A 19,126-nucleotide genomic window follows, 5' to 3' on the forward strand; every position below is an offset into this window, starting at 1 on the left:
TCTAGTCCAAGCCATGTTTTAAAGTCCACTGTAGCATGCTAAAATCATGCTACAGGAGGGAAAGTCATGACAGAAAAAGAACTCGCTGCAAAGCTTAGAGAGAAATACATCCAAAATCCGCCGGAAGGCATGTCGGCGGAAGAAATCCGTAACATGAGCGATGAAGATATCCTTGATATGGATTACTTCATGCACGAAGATGATGATTTCTATGATGAGGTAGACTGATAACCAGGTTATTCAGCATACCTCCGCTTTGCGTGGCCCGGTCTTGTCCGGGCCTTTTAATTAAAGATTTCGCCGTAAGGCGAAATTTCCTATTAAAGAACAAAGAGTTGCAAAGCAACTCTTTGCGCGCCGATGCGCGCAAGCTTTAGCTTGCATAATACTTCTGCGCATCGGTCGCATCCATAGCGGAACGTTTTTTTTGATAGGAAATTCCTATCAAAAAATGAGCCCTGAACCAAAAATGTTCAGGGCTTAAAATAAACTACTGCTGTATGGGATATGTACTAAATTCGAAAAAACCTCATTAAGTACATCCCCATGGCTCGCACTAAGCTCGTTAATACCTCGCTAAGTGCTCTGCTCAAAAAAACACCCTGAACAAATTAAATTGTTCAGGGTGCTTATAAGCTTTTTATTCAACTGAGCTTTACTTAATGATGTTCTGCTCTCGGCATAAATGCCTCGCCGGAACTAAGTTCGATCGCAGAAATCAAAGATTTCTTATCTCACTTATCACTAAGTGCTCTGCATACTTCTTCCATCCAGACTATACTGTCGGCATCGGAATCACACCGATTCTGCCTTGCGGCTCGTGGGCTATAACCACCGGTAGGGAATCACACCCTGCCCTGAAGCTCTTATTAAATTACTGCTATTGTAAGCAGGTTATAACGTCTTGTCAACAATTAAATATTCAAAAGCTTAGCATACTCAGTAAGAGCGCCTTCTGTCTCGTGTGCAAGAACTCTCTTTGCAAGTACCTTACCAAGCTGAACACCTTCCTGATCGAAGCTGTTGATGTTCCATACAAATCCCTGGAACATAACCTTGTTCTCAAAGTGAGCAAGAAGTGCACCGAGTGACTTAGGATTGAGCTCATCACCGATGATGATACTTGAAGGACGTCCGCCCTTGAAGTTCTTGTTGAGGTTCTCATCTTTTTTGCCACATGCAAATGCAACGATCTGAGCTGCTACGTTAGCGCAAAGTTTCTGCTGGCTTGAGCTTCCCTGGATATCAACATCATTCTGAAGCTGGCTGTTCTTAAAGCCGATGAACTGAAGAGGAATGATGTCTGTTCCCTGGTGAAGGAGCTGGTAGAATGAGTGCTGTCCGTTTGTTCCGGGCTCACCGAAGATGATAGGACCTGTTACATAGTTGATAGGCTCGCCGAAGCGGTTTACGCTCTTTCCGTTTGACTCCATATCGAGCTGCTGAAGATGAGCAGGGAAACGGCTAAGTCCCTGTGAATAAGGAAGAACCGCTGTGCTTGAATATCCAAGTACGTTGCGCTCATAAACTCCGATAAGTGCATCGAGCATTGCAGGGTTTTTCTTAAGGTCTGCATTTGCTGAAAGCTTATCTTCTTCTGCTGCACCGTCAAGGAACTGCGCAAACACGTCAGGTCCGAAAGCAAGTGAAAGCACTGCTCCGCCAACGCCTGATGTTGAAGAGTAACGTCCGCCGATGAAGTCATCCATGAAGAATGCTTCAAGGTAGTTCTCGCTCTTTGCAAGAGGAGATGTCTCTGATGTAACTGCGATCATGTGCTTAGACTGATCAAGTCCTGCCTTCTTAAGCGCATCTGTAACGAATGATTCGTTTGTTAGTGTCTCAAGTGTTGTTCCTGACTTTGAAACCAGGATAAATATTGAATGAGCAACATCAATGCTGTTAAGTACGGCAGATGCATCATCAGGATCTACGTTACTGATGAATTTTGCTTCCATCTTGAAGTTACCTGTTCTGTGTGCCCAGTTCTCAAGTGCAAGATACATAGCACGAGGACCGAGATCACTTCCGCCGATACCGATCTGTACAACAGTTGTGAATTTCTCGCCCTTTGCGTTCGTGATCTCACCTGAGTGAACTTTATTTGCAAAATCTGCGATTCTCTTCTGTTCTTTTACATAAAATTCTCTTTTATCAACTCCGTCAGCTTCTACCTTGTTTCCAAGCTGTCCCCTTGTAAGCTGGTGGAGAACCATTCTCTTTTCCCCGGTGTTGATAACTTCACCGTTATAAAGCGCCTCAAACTTCTCGATAAGCTGTGTCTCTTTTGCAAGAGCATCAAGAGCATTGATAATCTCATCATCAACTTCCTTGGCTGCGTAGTTGTATGAAAGACCGGCCGCCATAGGCACTGAATACTCTTTTACTCTCTTTGCCCCGTTCTCTCCTGACATAGCTTCAACTAAATTTACGTGTTTGATACCTTCAAGATCGTTATAGGATTTAATTGTATCAAGATTGTTCCAACTAACCATTATAAAATCCTCCTGTTTGGCGCGTGAAATTGGGTTTCGCCATTCGTCTAAAGTTTATCAAAGATATTTTTCCTAATCAAGCGCTTACGAAAAAAAATGACTTGGATCATGAGCGATTTTCTCATAAATCCAAGTCATTTATATGTTTTAATCTATAAGCTGTCAGAAAAAAGCTGATTAAATCTGCAATTTCTTAGAGCTCTGCGATTATCTCCATTACGATAGCTGCGCAGTCTTTTGCTGCCTTAGCTTCGAATGTGGGATAATCAACTTCTGCGCCTCCGTCAGCCTTATCTGAAATTGCCCTGATGATAAGAAAAGGAGTGTTGTTAAGGTAGCTTGCCTGTGCGATTGCTGCACCTTCCATCTCTGTGCAAAGTCCGCCGTGTTCTTTTATTATGGCGTCCTTAACTTCGGCGCTACTGATAAACTGGTCTCCGCTGCAAACTCTTCCTTCGAAAACTCCGATATCGGGAGCTGCCTTCTTGATTGATGCCTTTGCCTTTTCTCTGAGCTCTTTGTCTGCTTCGAATGTAGCTGCGCCGATCTGGGGAATCTCGCCCTTCTTGTATCCGAATACTGTGACATCAACATCGTGATAGCAAGCATCTGTTGAAAGAACTATATCTCCGATATTTATATCTGCGTTAAGCGATCCTGCGATTCCTGTGTTGATCACGTGTGTTACGTTAAACAGGTCGATAAGGATCTGTACGCAGATTCCTGCGTTTACTTTACCGATTCCGCTTCTTACTACAACTACTTCAGTGTTTCCGATTGTTCCTTCGTAAAACTCCATGGAAGCTTTTTTTACGGTATTTTTCACTGTCATGTTGCTCTTTAAGGTTGCAACTTCAACCTCCATGGCACCAATAATTCCAATTTTCATATATTTTTTCTCTTTCTGTCTTAATTATTCGGGATAAACAAGGTGCTTATCCGTGATGTTATAAAGTGTGTTATCAAGATATCTCTTTGCAAGGAAGTTTGCCATTCCAAGGTTCATATCAAGATAATTTCCGCAATCTCTTGCGCTTGCTCCGGGAACTTCTCCCTTGAAATCGCGCATAAACTCGAACATTCTTGTGACAAGAGGAACGATATCTTTTGAATCAAGGTCTCCTGCAAGAACTACGTAAAAACCTGTTCTGCAACCCATAGGTCCAAAGTAAATTGTTCTGTCCTTGTACTCTTCGTCGTTTCTTAAAAATGTTGCTCCAAGATGCTCCATTGTATGAACTTCCGCTGTGTTCATAACAGGCTCTTTATTGGGTGCTGTCATTCTAAGATCGAATGTTGTTATTGTCTCCTGTCCAACTTTATCTTTTCTCGAAACATAGATTCCCGGTTCAAGATCAAGGTGGTTGACTGTAAAACTAGCTATTTTTTCCATTACTGTTCTCCTCACTCCCACTGTGGTTCTGAAAATATCTCGTATGACAATGCGAGATACTTCTCTATTTTATCATAGTCGCGATTTGCTATCGCGGTGTACAACGTATCTACCAAGAAAAGCTGTGCAAATCTTGAGCTTGTTATTCCGCTCTTTTTATCAATCTCAGGTGAGGTCGCAAAAAGAACATAGTCACATCTGGTCGTAAGCGCGTTATTGCCAAGCTTTGTTATGGCAATGGTCGTTGCTCCCGCATCCTTTGCGGCTGTGAAAAGCTGCATGATCTGCTTGTTTCTGGCATTATCGCTAAAAAATATAGCAACGTCCGCAGGTCCTATCTGCGAAACGGTCATCAGGCTAAGATGCTGATCCTGATTAAATACAACATTATAATGAATTCTGAGTAATTTGCAATAAAGATCGTATGCGGCAAGTCCTGCCGTACCTACGCCAAATATCTGTATCTGCTTGGCATTTATTATCTTATCTACTGCATCATTAAATGTTCCTGCGTCAAAAAGTCTGTACTGCCTGAACGCTTGTAGCGCAGATGTTATCTGCAATCGATTGAAGCGATGTATACTCATTGACATCCTTAAATGAAATCTTCGGTCCTTTATCAGCTACTGTAAGAGAAGAATTTGCTTCCGTATAGTAAGCATTCTTAAGGTCTTTAAGACCGTCATAACCAATAGCCTGTGCAAAGCGCGTCCATGCCGCCTGCGTAGTTCCGGACAAACGTGCAAGATCTTTTATAGGATATTGAAAAAGATCATCCTTCCTCTCGAGAATATAATCCGCAACTTTCTTCTCCGATGAAGGAAGTGCGTTATAACAACTCTTTATTCTCTCGCTGACAATATTCATACAGAATGCCTCCATTAATAATTGCACCTTTTAAGTATAACGTAATTAAGGATATATTGAAATAAATTTTCACAAACTCATTCAAAATTTTCTCTCTCCAAAAACTCGGAAAGTTGCTCTATAGGAATGGGTTTGGAGTACTTATAACCCTGAAGGTATCTTGCATACATCTCTTTACATCTGTTCTGGTCATTATCATCCTCTACACCTTCGTAGAGAACATCATATTTCATGTCATTAAACATGTGCGCCATGTGTGTTACCATGGTCTTTGACTTATTATCGGATCCGCTTGCAATTACAAGCGAACGGTCAAATTTGATTATGTCAAAAGGAAGCTCCATGATTCTTTCCATATTGGAGTAGCCGGTTCCAAAATCATCAAGATAGAAGGTTATTCCGCTATCCCTAAGTTCAAAGAGTTTTTCTTTTAGAGCCATGAAGTCTTTTTCATTCTGACTCTCTGTAATCTCAATTGCCACCTTATCAAACGGGATTCCCGCGTCACGTACTATCTTGGTTATGTTCTCACAAAAATCTTTTTCCTTAAAATCAAGTATAGAGAAATTGACTGATATTCTCTTGATGAAATATCCATCATCAAGCTGTCTTCTTATCTCGTTACAGGTCTTTGAAAAGATGATAAGACTGAGAATATGGATATAATGGTGTTTCTCTGCAATGGGAATGAATCTGTCCGGAAATACCATTCCAATTTTCTCAAGCCTCAGTCTCATAAGAGCTTCTGCGGTATCAAACTTTCCTGTTTCTATGTTATATACAGGCTGGCAATACACAAGTACGCGAGGATCTCTTAAATCTTTTCTACTGTTGATATCAGCAAGCTGTTCAACTATGTATTTGTGGCTCTTATATCTTTCAACATCCTCATCATTGACATAATGAATTTCATTTTGAAGCATCCTGTTTTCTACATAATCTATCATCTGTATGTAGTCATCAGCCTTATCAAGCTCATCCATGGTACGAATGATCACCATCTTGTAATCCTTCTTATAGATTGCGTATTGTTCATTAAATGTGCTGATGATATTGTCTATTCCCTTAGAATAATCCGAGTTTATGGCAAGCCGAACAGAGAGCGCTATTTTTCCTTCTGCAACCTGAAATAGTTTGGCTCCTTTAAACATATATGTGCTTACTTCTCTGATCGTATCTCTCATTTCTTTAGGAAACTTATATCCCTTATGGTCTCCTTCAGTAATATGTAGGAAAATAATAAGAAGATCATCCTTTTTCTTTAATGCATTCTCAATGTTTTCAATAAGTGAATCTGCATGAAGCGAGCCCGTCTCAAGATTGTACGCGTTGGAATGCATAAGATACATTATTGCTATTGCAGGGAAAATCAGTGTTGATATAGTAAATGATTTTTGATCGTGTTTCTGCTGAATGCAAGTGATCACAAAAGACATGAAGATAGAAGCATATAGGGCTATTACTACAGGCCTATACATATGCTTACCAAAACGTATCAATATGCAAAGTATAAGAAATGCGAAAAGAAGATAACCGCATGCCGGGATATATTGTCCGGGCTGAATATTCTCATAATCGATGATACTAAATCCAAACCCAAACATCATTCCAAGCAGATCTACAGATGCAAAGACAGTAAAAACCGCGATTGAAATAAAGTCAATCATCCGCCCCGTTGATTCAGGGAGTTTCATTTGATTCTTTATATATATAAGATAAAGTGCAAGCGCTAAAAGAACAGAAAAATGAGTAATGTATTTTTCAATGTAGAGTAAAAATACAGGATAATCTCCAAGTTTACCCATATTCTGGCGAAATACAAGATTTGAAATTGCCGCAATGAGCGTACACAGCAATATCACCTTAAACATCTTAAATTCAGAACTCTGCCTGATATAAGTAACACGAATAAGAATTGCCATAACGATGATTACCGCCATGACAATAATATCGCCTACCGGACTGTATCCATTAACATAAGATGTAATATCGATCATTTTCGCACCTCAAACTCGAAAATACTCTACCATATAATGATAACCCTTATGATGTAAATACAAATAAAGTCCCTATTAAGATTTGATAAAAAATTTCAGCTATTGAATTTTTAATTCATTGTCTATAAGACCGACTATAGTGTCAGTCGCACTGTGAAGATTACTGTTCCTCATGTTTTCTATATATTTCTCACGGTTCTCGTAAAGATCTTCTATTGATTCAACAAGTATATCTTCATCGAGGTCGTCATTGTCAATAACAATTGAGAATCCCTGCTGTTCAAATGACCTTGCGTTTAGCATCTGGTCACCTCTGCTTGATTTGGTTGAAAGAGGTATCAGTATATTTGGCTTTTTGAGCGCAAGAAGCTCGCAGATTGAGTTTGCACCTGCTCTTGATACAACAATATCCGCCATTGCAAAAATATCTTTAAGCTCATTTTTTACGTATTCAAACTGCTTGTATCCGGGAAGAGTGAGCTTTAGATTATCCATCTTCTCTTTTCCGCAGATATGAACAATATTGAAGTTCGGTAATAATCTTGGAAGAGCATATCTGACTGTTTCGTTTACGGATTGTGCCCCCAAACTTCCGCCGATTACCATAAGTACCGGCTTATCATCTTCAAAGCCGCATAATTTCTTACCTTCAGCGGCATCACCCATTCCAAGCTCGTCTCTTATGGGCGTTCCTGTGAGCACTGCCTTCTCCGCGGGGAGAAGCCTCATTGTCTCAGGGAAGTTACAGCAAATCTTGTTGGCACCTGCAATGCTGAGTTTGTTGGCAAGTCCGGGTGTCATATCGGATTCATGCACGATATATGGTATCTTAAGCGCGCCTGCAGCTCTTACTACCGGCACACTTACAAAGCCTCCCTTAGAAAAAACTATGTCAGGCTGTATCTTTTTTAATATTTTCTTTGCTTCTGCAAATCCCTTTAATACTCTGAAGGGATCCGTAAAGTTCTTCGGATCGAAATATCGTCTGAGCTTTCCTGTTGCTATTCCGAAATACGGTACGTTGTAGTCCTCTATCAGTTTCTTTTCTATTCCGCTATATGAACCAATGTAATAGATATCATATCCGGCTTTTCTTAATGCGGGGATCAGCGCGATGTTAGGTGTAACATGTCCTGCGCTTCCGCCTCCTGTAAGTACGATTTTTTTTGTAACAGAATCACTCACGATTATTCCTTCTTCCGTAAAAAAATTCTTAACACTGTGCAGATAGTATACCATTTTTTTTGCAAATAAACTATATATTATTCTGTCATATCATATACAAAACGGTCTTCTGCTTCATATTCCGGCATTATTTTTTTAACTATCTTTTCAGATAATGCCTTTACTTCATCAAGTTTTTCCTTGTAATTGCTCTCAGTAAGCTCGTTCTGCCCATCAATGATCTTATCGAGCATGAACTTATTTATGTCAGGAGAAAAATGTATCGAATCCATGTAGTTATCAAGGTTTGTCACTATTTCTTCTTCGCCCTGGAAACAGAAAACTTTCGCATTGTCATATTTTAAAAGTTCCTCTGTCATCATCTTCTCGCTTTGGATAAATGCGTCTCTTTCGCCTGTCCTAACGGCTCCGTCCCACCAAAGCATTGAATATGCTGGATAGAAGAAAACGAACTTTGTATCAGGGTGCTCTCTTACTTGCTTTGTAAGTAGTTCAATATTTTTCAACACTTTATCTTTATGCACATCTTTATCAAGCATTGGAACTACATTCTTTTGCCGGAAGTAGATCGAAAGAGTCTGATCGGCTCCAAAAGTTTTCCACTTCGCCCAGTTATAGGAAAGTCCCTCGTCGTAGTCTCCCATAAATGAGTTTGCGACCTGATACGGTATCTTTTCGAACAACACGTCCTTATTAAACAGATAATTCACATCATTTATAGGGTTCTTATCATAGAGATACATCGGACACCCCGCTGCTTCAAAGGTTGTCTCTGCATCTGCGACAAGCGACGACGGATCTATGTTATAAAAGACATAGTCAAGGTCATGATTCTCATATGCAATATCCAATAAATAACAAAGATCTGCCGTTGCGCCGTATGACCTTATTGCCTTTATCGACTTAACACCGTAGGCATCATCATACCAGCCATTGTTGTTGTTTTCCATTACGGAAGATCCCACCAAAAGCGCGTTGTAATCAAAATTCCTAAGTGTTCCCACGCACTGGTATTCCTTGTCATTTAGAACCGCCTTAAGACCGCACCAGGGCTTGTGGTAATGATAGAACGGGTCAAAAAATACAACAACACCCGCGATAAACACGACCACTGCAAGTACTGCCACAAGGAATCTTTTTATAAACTTTTTTGAACTGTTTTCTTTTTCCATATTCTTCTAAAATTAAAACTGAAAATAAATAAACGTACTTACTGCCGACAATGATATAAAGGACCACAGGAAAAGAACCGTGATACCTATAAGTGTCTTTTTATCAAATGTTGTCGTTTCTATAATTTCTTCAGTGTTCTTTCTTGTGATGATGAATCCGCTTACTGCAAGATATACCAACATAGTGATCATATAAATTACATTTTCATCTATTCCGCCAAGTTGAGACAGGAACTGTCTGAAAACGTAGTTTTCCGCGATATCAAGGTTTGCGGCGGTTCTTGTAAGGAATCCCGGATAAGTAAAGAAGAACAGTCTTTTAAACATTGCCAGTGCTTTTTCCACAGATTCCGATCTGAAGAATATAAGTGAAGCCACAAAAGCTATAAAAGTCATTGTTCTTCCAAGTGCCTTGGGAATTACGAGTAACGGTTCTTTTCTAAAAAGGAATTTTCCTTCTTTCTCGGTACTTACTATTCCAAGATCATCCCATACTACGAGAAGTCCCTGCATGAGTCCCCAGCAAACGTATGTCCAGCCTGCTCCATGCCAGAGTCCGCTCAAAATAAAGACTATGAGGACATTTACTATCGTGCGGTATCTTCCTTTTCTGCTACCACCAAGAGGTATGTAGACATATTTGATAAAAAAGCGCGACAAAGTCATATGCCATCTCTGCCACAGCTCTTTTGCGGACGCTGCCTTATAAGGTGAATTGAAGTTTGTAGGAAGCCTGTATCCAAGCATCAGACTGATGCCGTTTGCCATGTCGCAATATCCGGAAAAGTCGAAGTAGATCTGGAAAGTATAGGCAAGCATAACTGCCGTAACAGTCAGAGTATCAAGATAATATGTCTGCTCAAAGCCGTAGTTTACTACTCTTGAGAGAACATCCGCCAGAATTACTTTCTTTGAAAGACCTATTACAAAAGACATAAGTCCACCTGCGAATTTCACGGAATCGTAGGTCCTAAGTGAATTATCCCTGAACTGGTCGATCATCTCCTTATGGAATGCGATAGGTCCCTGTATAAGCTTCGGGAAATAGACAGTGTAGAGCGCATATTCGATGAAATTGTAGTGTGGTGCTTCACCGTTTGCCCTGTCAACAATATAAGAAATCTGCCCAAAGGTAAAAAAGCTGATTCCTATGGGCATGATTATCTTATCAACTGTCAGTCCCGTTTTTAAAACTGCGTTGAGATTGTCGGCGAAAAAGCCAAGATATTTAAAGTAGAATAGGAGTCCTAAATTAAATAGCACTCCTATTACCTTTATGAGCTTTTTGTAGAAAATTGTATTTCCGGTATTTCTTGAATCTATCTTGCTTACAAGCGCACTTAGTGCATAGTTAACGCCAATACTTACAAAAAGAATGATCAGGAAATCCACACCGAAAGTGTAGTAAAAATACAATGACATGATGATAAGTAATACGTCTGCCACCGTATATTTCTGTAATTTATTAAGTGTATGCCAACCGATCATCAGTATCGGAAGAAATACCAATATAAACGTAAATGAATTAAAACCCATTAATACTCTCCGTTTTCTTACATCATAGAGAGTATACCATATTGTGAAAGAAATTTTTATAATTTCTGATCAAACTTTAAGTCTTATAACGTTCCAGCTTCTTGCGGGAAGTGTTGTCTTAAGCACTCCATTCTCGTTTGTTGCTGCATTTGTGTTATCTGAAGGCTTTACTTCATCAGGATTGTTTTCTGTATTTCCTGCCTTAACATCTTTATGAGTAAGTACGCTGTGTTCAACAACTTTGTAGTCCGCAAACTGTCTTAAGTCGCAGGTAAGGTCAAAGTCATCCTCAAGGTCCTTGTTTACGGCAAATATAGTAAGTGCGCCGTTTTCCTCATCACTTACTACTACAGAATCAACATAGGGAGCATCTCCGTGCTTTGACTCATAAGCAGGCACCTTAACAATTGTATTAAGAACCTCGCCTCTTCCGTATCTGCTTGCCTGCATGAATGGATAGAAGATTGTGTGCTTAAACACGCCGTTATCGGTTGTTGTTATAGGGCTGAGAACGTTTACAAGCTGTGCAAGGCAAGCAATCTTTACTCTGTCTGCGTGTCTTAACAATGTGATCATCATTGAACCTACAAGAAGAGCATCTTCAAGGTTGTAATCTTCTTCAAGCTGATGTGGATGCTCAGTCCACTTCTCAAGCTCTGCATCTTTTTTCTTTGAGTGATACCATACGTTCCATTCATCAAATGAAAGATTTATTGTCTTATCGGATCTCTTTGTAGCCTTTACGCAGTCACAGATGCTGACGACGCTCTCAATGAACTTATCCATAGATACGCTGCTTGCAAGGAAGTTGGGAGTATTGTCCTCTTCATTGTCATAATATGTGTGAAGTGAGATGTAATCTACATTGTCATAACTGTTTTCAAGAACGACTCTCTCCCACTCACCGAATTTAGGCATTCCGATTCCTGAAGATCCGCATACTACGCACTCAATCTCAGGATCGATCATCTTCATAAGATGTCCCGCACGTCCTGCCTTAAGTCCGTACTCTTCAGGTGTCATATGTCCAATCTGCCAAGGTCCATCCATCTCATTTCCAAGGCACCAGAGCTTTATCTTGTATGGATCCTTAACTCCGTGCTTGATTCTGAGGTCACTGTAATATGTGCCTTTCTCAATGTTGCAGTATTCAACAACATTCTTGGCATCTTCGATTCCTCTTGTTCCGAGGTTTATCGCATACATGGGCTCTGAACCCACTTTTTTACACCAGTTCATGAACTCATCAAGTCCGAATCTGTTGCTCTCGATTACTCCCCATGCAGGCTCAAGTCTCGCAGGTCTCTCATCTACAGGTCCTACGCTGTCTTCCCATCTAAACGCTGAGACAAAATTTCCCCCGGGATATCTTACTACAGGTACATCGATCTCTTTTACCAGCTCAATAACGTCTTTTCTAAATCCGTTCTCATCAGCAAATTGGCTGTCCGGCTGATAGATTCCTTCATAGACCGCTCTTCCGAGATGCTCGATAAAAGAGCCGTAGATTCTTTTGTCCACCTTTCCTACGGTAAAACTTTTATCTATGCACAATGTTACTTTGTTTTCTTTTTTCATTTTACATTCTCCTAAAATAGTTTATATTTATATAAATATAATATTCCATTCTTTGCAAAAAGAAAACCAAAAAATGCTTCTATCCGTAAAAAAAATGATAATATATATTGGAGAGGCTTAAATGATGATGCCCTTAAAACTTTACACACGAGGTATTCTTTAAATGAGCAAAAAAAATTCAGTTCTTAAATTCGGCATTTTCTCTGCATTTCTTGGTGGTGCTTATGCTCTCACCAATTATATCTATAAGCTTACATCCGTACCTGTTCAGCATACCGACGAAAGTCCCGATTATGATAAAGCTGTTACAGCCGGAAGAATGTTCGTAAGAAATCATAAAGATAAACAGGACATGTACATAGACAGTATCGACCGTCTTAAGCTCCACGCTACCTACATTCCTGCAAGCAGTAACTCGCACAGATACGTTATTCTTGTTCACGGAATCAAGGACAACCATGAGTATAACGGAATCTACGCGCAGTACTATCTTTCACTTGATGTAAATTGTCTTCTTCCCGACCTTCGCGGATTTGGAAAGAGTGAAGGAAAGTATGTCGGATATGGCCTTGATGACAGGCTTGATATAATGGAATGGATTTATTGGATTATAAAAAGAGATCCACAGGCATCGATCCTTCTTCATGGAATGTCTATGGGTGCGGCAACGGTCCTTATGACAACAGGTGAACACCTTCCGGAAAATGTAAAAGCCGCTATCTCAGACAGTTCTTATTCAAATTTAAGAAAGCAGTTTGCAAAAACATATAAGACTATGAAAGGCTCCTTCATTCCGGCTCCTATCATAGTCGCACTAGCAAGATTTATAATATATCTTCGCTCGGGATTTGATATTAACGATGTAAGACCGATTGATGCGGTTTCTAAATCAAAGACTCCCACACTTTTCATACATGGTGATGAAGATGCGGTGATAGATCCCCAGATGTGCTCTCGTCTTTACGAAGCTGCAAAATGTGACAAGATGTATTGCATAATCCTTGGATCGGGGCACATTCAGGGAGTAGTTACAGATCCCGCAAATTATTGGGGTAAGATAAGATCTTTCCTGTCAAAGACAGACTTCTAAAGAAATACTGATAAGCTCAGATTATTCCTATAGAACGAAGTACAAAAAGCCAGAATGTGAGGGAAAAAGAGCATCCTAAAGTAGTCATCATGATTATGCTGCTGCTCAAAACTCCCTCATGTCCCATGCTTTTGGCCATGATATAGCAACTTACTGTTGTTGCAGATCCAAGCATTATGAGTATCGCAACAATCTGTTCGCCTATAAATCCCATACTTACCGCTATCGGTAAAAAGATTCCGACAAGAACAAATAGTTTTATAAACGTAGCAATAAGCGCAGGTTTGATTTCCTTAAGCGCTTTTTTTATTTCAAAAGAAGCTCCCATCGACATAAGTCCCAGCGGAGTTGCAAGTCGTGCGATATTTTCTGTAAATGTCGAAAGTATTGCAGGCTTTGGTATTCTGAACAACGACCACAAAAGACCTATTATTATTCCAATGATGATCGGATTCTTGGCTATTCCGATCGCAGTCTTTTTTATCATTTCATTCTTGTTGTCACTTTCGCCTTCATTTTCTGCAGTGAACATCAGAATTATAACTGCGCAGATGTTGTAAAGTGGGACACTTCCGAGTATCATAAGCGGTCCCATTCCTGTACTTGCATCGCCATAGATATTGTGAATAAAAGCAAGACCGAGTAGAGCAGCACTGCTTCTGTACGCTCCCTGGATAAACTCTCCTCTTTTTCCCTTCTCTTTTACACAAAGAAAAGAAAAACCGAATATTACTACGATGCTTATTATTGTTGCCATAAAGCAGAAAAGCACAAACTTTCCGTTCCATGTTCCCTTAAAATCCTGATCTGCAAGGTCAACAAAAAGCAGCATGGGAAGCGAAATCTTAAAAACAAATTTGTTCATCCACGAAGCTGCTTTATCGTCTATAAACCCTATTCTATTCATCAGATAACCAAAGATCATTAAAAGAAAAACAGGAAGCGTTGCATTTAAACTAAAGATTAAATTATTCATGATTCATTACTCTTATTTTAGTATAAGTCCGACGGGACAATGATCCGATCCAAGAGCGTTACTGTAAATCTTGGCATCCTCTATGGAAGGCATGAGCGACTTTGATACAACGAAGTAGTCAATACGCCACCCTGCATTCTTCTCTCTTGCATGGAATCTGTATGACCACCATGAATATGCTCCCTCAAGGTCGGGATAAAAATATCTGAAAGTATCCACAAGATCTGCTGCAAGAACGTTATCGAACTTTGCTCTTTCTTCATCCGTAAAGCCCGCATGTCCTCTGTTTGTCTTAGGATTCTTAAGGTCGATTTCCTTGTGAGCTACGTTTAAGTCGCCGCAATAAATTACAGGCTTTGTCTCTTCAAGCTTTTTAATATACTTAAGAAAATCGTCTTCCCAAACCTGTCTGTATTCAAGTCTTGAAAGATCCTCTTTCGCATTAGGAACATAGACAGTTACTAGGTAGTAGTCGTTATACTCAGCTGTAATGACTCTTCCTTCGTGGTCATGCTCTTCAATTCCAAGTCCGTAAGTTACAGAAATCGGCTTTTCTTTTGTAAAAATAGCTGTTCCCGAATAACCCTTTTTCTCCGCATAGTTCCAGTATTCTTCATATCCGGGAAGATCCATTTTGATCTGTCCTTCCTGAAGTTTGGTCTCCTGAAGGCAGATTACATCAGGTTTTTCGTTATCCATAAATTCCTGAAAGCAGCCTTTTGAAACACATGCTCTCAGTCCGTTGACATTCCATGATACAAGCTTTAATCCCATGTTAGAAATTTCCTTTTACTCTCTGCAGACTTTCGTCTGTTTCTTTTAACATCTCTCTAAGAGAAAGATTGTCTTCATAACTGAATTCGCAGACCGAATACTGAAGGTAATTGATATATCTCTTCGATCTTTCAAGAAGCGCTGCGTTTTGAGATGACATTTCCTCGCGGAAATTCTCCGCCATTCCTTCTTCTGAAGATACCGAAATAGCTGCAAATTCATCACCACGAATTCTTCCGTGTATGCAATCTTTAAACACAATATCCAGTATCTCTGCAACTTCTCTTACTGCCTGATCACCTTCGTTGTGTCCGTATACATCATTTATTTTCTTAAGAGAATCCATTCTTATATACGCAACAACCGCATATTTTCCTGCTTCAAAATTCTCTTTGAGATAATCGTAAGCTTTCGCAAAAAATCCTCTTCTGTTAAGTCCGCCCGTCAGATAATCCTGTCCTCCGATATGATCGAGAACAGAGTCGTCCCTTGCAAGTTCTTCCTGAACTTCCAGAAGTTCTTTTTGTGTCTTATCAATCTCTGTCTCCAGGTATGAAACTCTGGAACTTACCGTAACTATTCCAACAAGGCTGTCAAAATAATTATTTATAAGTATCCTTGGATTAAACTCTGTTACCATAAGTCCAAGCTGATACTGGCCGACAAAGATATTTCCGGCAACAAGAACTTTGGGCGTACCGTTATCAAAGACCTCTAATATCTTATCTGTATCTATTTCAGTGCTGTTACCGGTTACTATTTCGGTTCCGTCTACAATCGCACTCTTCATTCTAATTTTTTCGGGGAATTCCCACGGATGTTTGAAAGTATTTCTTATCTTTTTGTCATACAGGAACAGGCCGCAGTTTTTCACACCATGCTCTGCATTTATCTGTCCCATTGATTTATAAAGACCTTCTACCTCGAATTTTCGGTTAAAAAGTCTTGTTCCTATTTCTGAAATTACAGAAAGAGCCTCTGCTTCTAACTCTTCTATGAATGAGAAAACACAGGAAGGCTCTTCATTTGAAAGCTTTCCTGTCTCTGCATATGACACTGCATCACAAATGGCCTGATATCCCTGCTGTTCAAGATATCCGTGATCGGACATTATTTTTTTAGAAGCAACATATCCTTCCTGCTCGGTAAGAGTCAGAAAAGGAATTTCAAAAAAGGTCTTTAAAAGAGCCTCTTTCTTTAAGATGGCAACATTCTTGCCGATTCGCTCAATATCAATTACTACCGCGTCAAATCCAAGCTTTGTTGCATATTTAAAAAGAGCTGTGTTCTGAAATCTGTAAGGATGTTTTTCATCAACATCGTCATTATTTACAAGGTATTTACCCGGCATGATGACAAGGGTTATCCCCTTGTCAACTGCCGCTTTATTAGCACCTATACAGATTTTCTTGACTTCATTGTCCTCTAGTTCAGAGATTACAAGTCCGATTTTCATACTTCCCCCATCACTCGAAATACATTAAGCCTTTTCGTCTATCTCGCCGTCGTTTACTTCATCGATATTATCGAGTTCTTTATCTCCGTCAGAGATTTTTTCTCTAACTTTGGCAATTTTTGCTACAGTAACTCCCTTGTCAAGATTGATCATCTTAACTCCGGATGTTACTCTTCCGTGGACAGTTATCTCATCCATACGAAGCTGAATAATGATTCCGGCATTTGTGATCATCATGATCTCATTGTCTTCATTTACTGCCTTAACACCGATAACAGCTCCTGTCTTCTCGGTTATCTTGTAGCACTTTACACCTTTTCCGCCTCTGAACTGGTTATTGAACTCACTGAGAACTGTTCTCTTTCCATATCCTTTTTCAGAAACTATGAGAAGTGAATCACCTTGAGTATTAAGCTGCATTCCGACAATCTCATCTGTATCGTCGAGTGTCATACCTCTTACACCCATTGATGATCTTCCGGTTGCTCTTACGTCTTCCTCATCAAAGTGGATACACATTCCGTTCTTTGTTACAAGGAATACTTCAGCACCCTTCTGAACACTCTTAACTTCAATAAGTTCATCATCATCTCTAAGATTGATAGCTGCAAGTCCTGTCTTTCTGACATTTATGAAGTCAGTGATAGGAGTTTTCTTTACAGTACCTTTCTTAGTTACCATAAAGAGGCTCTTATCCTCATCTTCAAAGCCCTTAACAGGAATCATAGCTGTAATCTTTTCTCCCGGAGCAAGCTGAAGGAGGTTGACGATTGCCATACCCCTTGAAGTTCTTGATGCCTCAGGAATCTGATAAACCTTAAGTCTGTAAACTCTACCTGTGTTGGTAAAGAACATTACATAATTGTGGGTGGTCGTCATAAGGATATCTTCCACAAAGTCATTATCGATTGTGGTAATTCCCTTGATTCCCTTTCCTCCACGGTTCTGAGCCTTAAAGTTATCAATTGACATTCTCTTTATATATCCGAGATTTGTCATTGCAATTACTGTATTTACATTAGGGATCAGATCTTCCATGTCTATATCTGAATCGTCATGTCCGATCTGTGATCTTCTTTCATCACCGTATTTATCGGAAATCTCTGTTATCTCTTTCTTGATAACTCCGAGAAGTATCTTTCTGTCTGCAAGAATAGCTTTTAATTCCTCGATTTTCTTAAGGAGTTCAGCGTGTTCCTGTTCAAGCTTGTCTCTCTCCAAACCTGTGAGAGTACGAAGTCTCATATCAACAATTGCCTGAGCCTGAACATCTGTAAGACCAAAGCGGGCCATGAGTTGTTCCTTAGCAAGAGCAACTGTCTCGCTGCCTCTTATGATTTTGATTACTTCATCGATATTATCAAGGGCAATAAGTAATCCCTGTAAGATATGATCACGCTCTTCAGCTTTGTTAAGATCATACTTTGTTCTTCTTGTTACTACATCTTCCTGATGAGCGATGTAATGCTTAAGCATCTCTGTGATGCTCATAACCTTAGGCTGGTTATTTACGAGCGCAAGCATGATGATTCCGAATGAATCCTGCATCTGTGTATGCTTATAAAGCTTATTGAGCATGATGTTAGGGTTAACATCGTTTCTAAGCTCAATTACAACACGCATACCTTCTCTGTCAGACTCATCTCGAAGTGCTGTTATTCCGTCGAGCTTTTTAAGCTTAACAAGCTCAGCGATCTTTGAGATCATGTTTGCTTTATTTACAAGGTAAGGAAGCTCTGTAACAACAATTCTGTTCTTGCCGTTCTGCATAGGCTCGATATCTGTTACGGCTCTTACTATTACTTTTCCTCTACCTGTTCTGTAAGCTTCTTCCGCTCCTCTTGTTCCAAGGATTATTCCACCTGTAGGGAAGTCGGGAGCTTTTACTATCGAAAGAATTTCCTCGATATCTGTTTCTCTGTCTTCAAGCACGCGGTTATCGATCATCTTAACAACCGCTGCGATTATCTCTCTTAAGTTGTGAGGAGGAATGTTTGTTGCCATTCCTACCGCGATACCTGTTGTTCCGTTTACCAGAAGGTTAGGATATCTACTGGGGAGAACTGCAGGTTCTTTTTCTGTATCATCGAAGTTCGGAGTAAAGTCTACGGTATCTTTTCCGATATCCGCAGTCATCTCCATTGCGATCTTTGTAAGACGTGCCTCTGTGTATCGCATAGCAGCAGCGCCGTCACCGTCGACAGATCCAAAGTTTCCGTGACCGTCGACAAGACAACATCTCATTGACCAGGGCTGTGCCATATTTACGAGGGCTCCATAAATAGAGCTGTCACCGTGAGGATGGTATTTACCCATTGTATCACCGACGATACGCGCACATTTACGGTGCGGCTTGTCGGGACCGTTGTTAAGTTCGATCATAGAGTACAGAATTCTTCTCTGTACAGGCTTAAGACCATCTCTTACGTCAGGAAGCGCACGTGATGCGATTACGCTCATGGCATAATCGATGTAGTCTGCTTCCATTGTCTTCTGAAGATCTACTTCCTTTATTCTGTCAGTAGTGACTTTATCAAAAACATCATCTGACAGTTCGTTGTTGTTATTGTTATTATTATCAGCCATTTCTTTTCCTTTTTACGTTCT

Annotated in this window: 16 protein-coding genes and 1 riboswitch; of the genes, 2 read left to right on the plus strand and 14 right to left on the minus strand. The window is 40.0% G+C overall.

Translation table 11 applies throughout. From position 1 onward, the window contains the following. The first annotated feature begins 66 nt into the window (after positions 1-66). Positions 67-228: a hypothetical protein gene (locus G628_RS18925; protein ID WP_196803740.1), complete on the plus strand. Its 162-nt coding sequence runs from the start codon at positions 67-69 to the stop codon at positions 226-228. 526 nt (positions 229-754) lie between these two features. Further along, positions 755-869, minus strand: a riboswitch (FMN riboswitch). A 45-nt stretch (positions 870-914) separates the two neighbouring features. Here the strand turns inward: G628_RS18925 and G628_RS0109215 are convergent. From G628_RS0109215 to G628_RS0109260, 10 genes are all read right to left on the minus strand, one after another. Next, positions 915-2,495, minus strand: a complete 1,581-nt coding sequence (locus G628_RS0109215) for a glucose-6-phosphate isomerase (protein WP_027208989.1) — start codon at positions 2,493-2,495, stop codon at positions 915-917. A gap of 193 nt (positions 2,496-2,688) precedes the next feature. Beyond that, positions 2,689-3,384 (minus strand): 5'-methylthioadenosine/adenosylhomocysteine nucleosidase, encoded by a 696-nt coding sequence (locus G628_RS0109220; protein ID WP_026656279.1) that lies wholly within the window; start codon positions 3,382-3,384, stop codon positions 2,689-2,691. Positions 3,385-3,408: 24 nt separating this feature from the next. Continuing rightward, positions 3,409-3,888 (minus strand): S-ribosylhomocysteine lyase, encoded by a 480-nt coding sequence (locus tag G628_RS0109225; protein WP_026656280.1) that lies wholly within the window; start codon positions 3,886-3,888, stop codon positions 3,409-3,411. Between the two features lie 11 nt (positions 3,889-3,899). Next, entirely contained in the window at positions 3,900-4,475 is a 576-nt protein-coding gene (locus tag G628_RS0109230) for a MurR/RpiR family transcriptional regulator (protein WP_196803741.1), read from the minus strand. Further along, a complete protein-coding gene (locus G628_RS0109235) occupies positions 4,402-4,755 on the minus strand; it encodes a MurR/RpiR family transcriptional regulator (RefSeq protein WP_027208991.1) in 354 nt (117 codons plus the stop codon). The genes G628_RS0109230 and G628_RS0109235 overlap by 74 nt, the downstream gene beginning before the upstream one ends. Positions 4,756-4,832: 77 nt before the next feature. Then, a complete protein-coding gene (locus tag G628_RS0109240) occupies positions 4,833-6,752 on the minus strand; it encodes an EAL domain-containing protein (RefSeq protein WP_027208992.1) in 1,920 nt (639 codons plus the stop codon). A 99-nt stretch (positions 6,753-6,851) separates the two neighbouring features. Continuing rightward, positions 6,852-7,991, minus strand: a complete 1,140-nt coding sequence (locus tag G628_RS0109245) for an undecaprenyldiphospho-muramoylpentapeptide beta-N-acetylglucosaminyltransferase (protein ID WP_081670648.1) — start codon at positions 7,989-7,991, stop codon at positions 6,852-6,854. A gap of 23 nt (positions 7,992-8,014) precedes the next feature. Then, positions 8,015-9,109, minus strand: coding sequence for a hypothetical protein (locus G628_RS0109250; protein WP_027208993.1), 1,095 nt, complete (start codon positions 9,107-9,109; stop codon positions 8,015-8,017). 12 nt (positions 9,110-9,121) lie between these two features. Next, positions 9,122-10,645 carry an MBOAT family O-acyltransferase gene (locus G628_RS0109255; protein WP_027208994.1) on the minus strand — a complete coding sequence of 508 codons (1,524 nt, stop codon included), beginning with the start codon at positions 10,643-10,645 and terminating at the stop codon, positions 9,122-9,124. A 69-nt stretch (positions 10,646-10,714) separates the two neighbouring features. Beyond that, positions 10,715-12,223, minus strand: a complete 1,509-nt coding sequence (locus G628_RS0109260) for an alpha-N-arabinofuranosidase (protein ID WP_026656287.1) — start codon at positions 12,221-12,223, stop codon at positions 10,715-10,717. 163 nt (positions 12,224-12,386) lie between these two features. On the opposite strand from G628_RS0109260, the gene G628_RS16975 reads away from it, so the two are divergent. Further along, positions 12,387-13,313 (plus strand): alpha/beta hydrolase, encoded by a 927-nt coding sequence (locus G628_RS16975; RefSeq protein WP_051199128.1) that lies wholly within the window; start codon positions 12,387-12,389, stop codon positions 13,311-13,313. Positions 13,314-13,329: 16 nt separating this feature from the next. Here G628_RS16975 and G628_RS0109270 read toward each other — a convergent pair whose 3' ends face one another. Genes G628_RS0109270 through gyrA form a run of 4 tightly spaced genes read right to left on the minus strand, consistent with a single transcriptional unit; the run spans position 13,330 to position 19,105 of the window. Further along, a complete protein-coding gene (locus G628_RS0109270) occupies positions 13,330-14,289 on the minus strand; it encodes an AEC family transporter (protein ID WP_026656288.1) in 960 nt (319 codons plus the stop codon). Between the two features lie 12 nt (positions 14,290-14,301). Next, positions 14,302-15,063 (minus strand): exodeoxyribonuclease III, encoded by a 762-nt coding sequence (locus G628_RS0109275; RefSeq protein ID WP_034462119.1) that lies wholly within the window; start codon positions 15,061-15,063, stop codon positions 14,302-14,304. Position 15,064: 1 nt separating this feature from the next. After that, on the minus strand, positions 15,065-16,519 hold the full coding sequence (locus G628_RS0109280) for a GGDEF domain-containing protein (RefSeq protein ID WP_027208995.1): 1,455 nt from the start codon (positions 16,517-16,519) through the stop codon (positions 15,065-15,067). 24 nt (positions 16,520-16,543) lie between these two features. Then, positions 16,544-19,105: a DNA gyrase subunit A gene (gyrA, locus tag G628_RS16980; RefSeq protein WP_026667313.1), complete on the minus strand. Its 2,562-nt coding sequence runs from the start codon at positions 19,103-19,105 to the stop codon at positions 16,544-16,546. Between the last annotated feature and the right edge of the window lie 21 nt (positions 19,106-19,126).

The organism is Butyrivibrio hungatei NK4A153 (assembly GCF_000424465.1).
In the GTDB taxonomy this organism is placed as follows: Bacteria; Bacillota; Clostridia; order Lachnospirales; family Lachnospiraceae; genus Butyrivibrio; species Butyrivibrio hungatei_A.

Coding starts and splice junctions, on each gene's coding strand:
- G628_RS0109220 (WP_026656279.1), bottom strand. CDS start 3,384: ATGAAAATTGGAATTATTGGTGCCATGGAGGTTGAAGTTGCAACCTTA.
- G628_RS0109230 (WP_196803741.1), bottom strand. CDS start 4,475: ATGAGTATACATCGCTTCAATCGATTGCAGATAACATCTGCGCTACAA.
- G628_RS0109235 (WP_027208991.1), bottom strand. CDS start 4,755: ATGAATATTGTCAGCGAGAGAATAAAGAGTTGTTATAACGCACTTCCT.
- G628_RS0109260 (WP_026656287.1), bottom strand. CDS start 12,223: ATGAAAAAAGAAAACAAAGTAACATTGTGCATAGATAAAAGTTTTACC.
- G628_RS16975 (WP_051199128.1), top strand. CDS start 12,387: ATGAGCAAAAAAAATTCAGTTCTTAAATTCGGCATTTTCTCTGCATTT.
- G628_RS0109280 (WP_027208995.1), bottom strand. CDS start 16,519: ATGAAAATCGGACTTGTAATCTCTGAACTAGAGGACAATGAAGTCAAG.
- G628_RS0109240 (WP_027208992.1), bottom strand. CDS start 6,752: ATGATCGATATTACATCTTATGTTAATGGATACAGTCCGGTAGGCGAT.
- gyrA (WP_026667313.1), bottom strand. CDS start 19,105: ATGGCTGATAATAATAACAATAACAACAACGAACTGTCAGATGATGTT.
- G628_RS0109250 (WP_027208993.1), bottom strand. CDS start 9,109: ATGGAAAAAGAAAACAGTTCAAAAAAGTTTATAAAAAGATTCCTTGTG.
- G628_RS0109275 (WP_034462119.1), bottom strand. CDS start 15,063: ATGGGATTAAAGCTTGTATCATGGAATGTCAACGGACTGAGAGCATGT.
- G628_RS0109215 (WP_027208989.1), bottom strand. CDS start 2,495: ATGGTTAGTTGGAACAATCTTGATACAATTAAATCCTATAACGATCTT.
- G628_RS0109225 (WP_026656280.1), bottom strand. CDS start 3,888: ATGGAAAAAATAGCTAGTTTTACAGTCAACCACCTTGATCTTGAACCG.
- G628_RS0109255 (WP_027208994.1), bottom strand. CDS start 10,645: ATGGGTTTTAATTCATTTACGTTTATATTGGTATTTCTTCCGATACTG.
- G628_RS0109270 (WP_026656288.1), bottom strand. CDS start 14,289: ATGAATAATTTAATCTTTAGTTTAAATGCAACGCTTCCTGTTTTTCTT.
- G628_RS0109245 (WP_081670648.1), bottom strand. CDS start 7,991: ATGGTATACTATCTGCACAGTGTTAAGAATTTTTTTACGGAAGAAGGA.
- G628_RS18925 (WP_196803740.1), top strand. CDS start 67: ATGACAGAAAAAGAACTCGCTGCAAAGCTTAGAGAGAAATACATCCAA.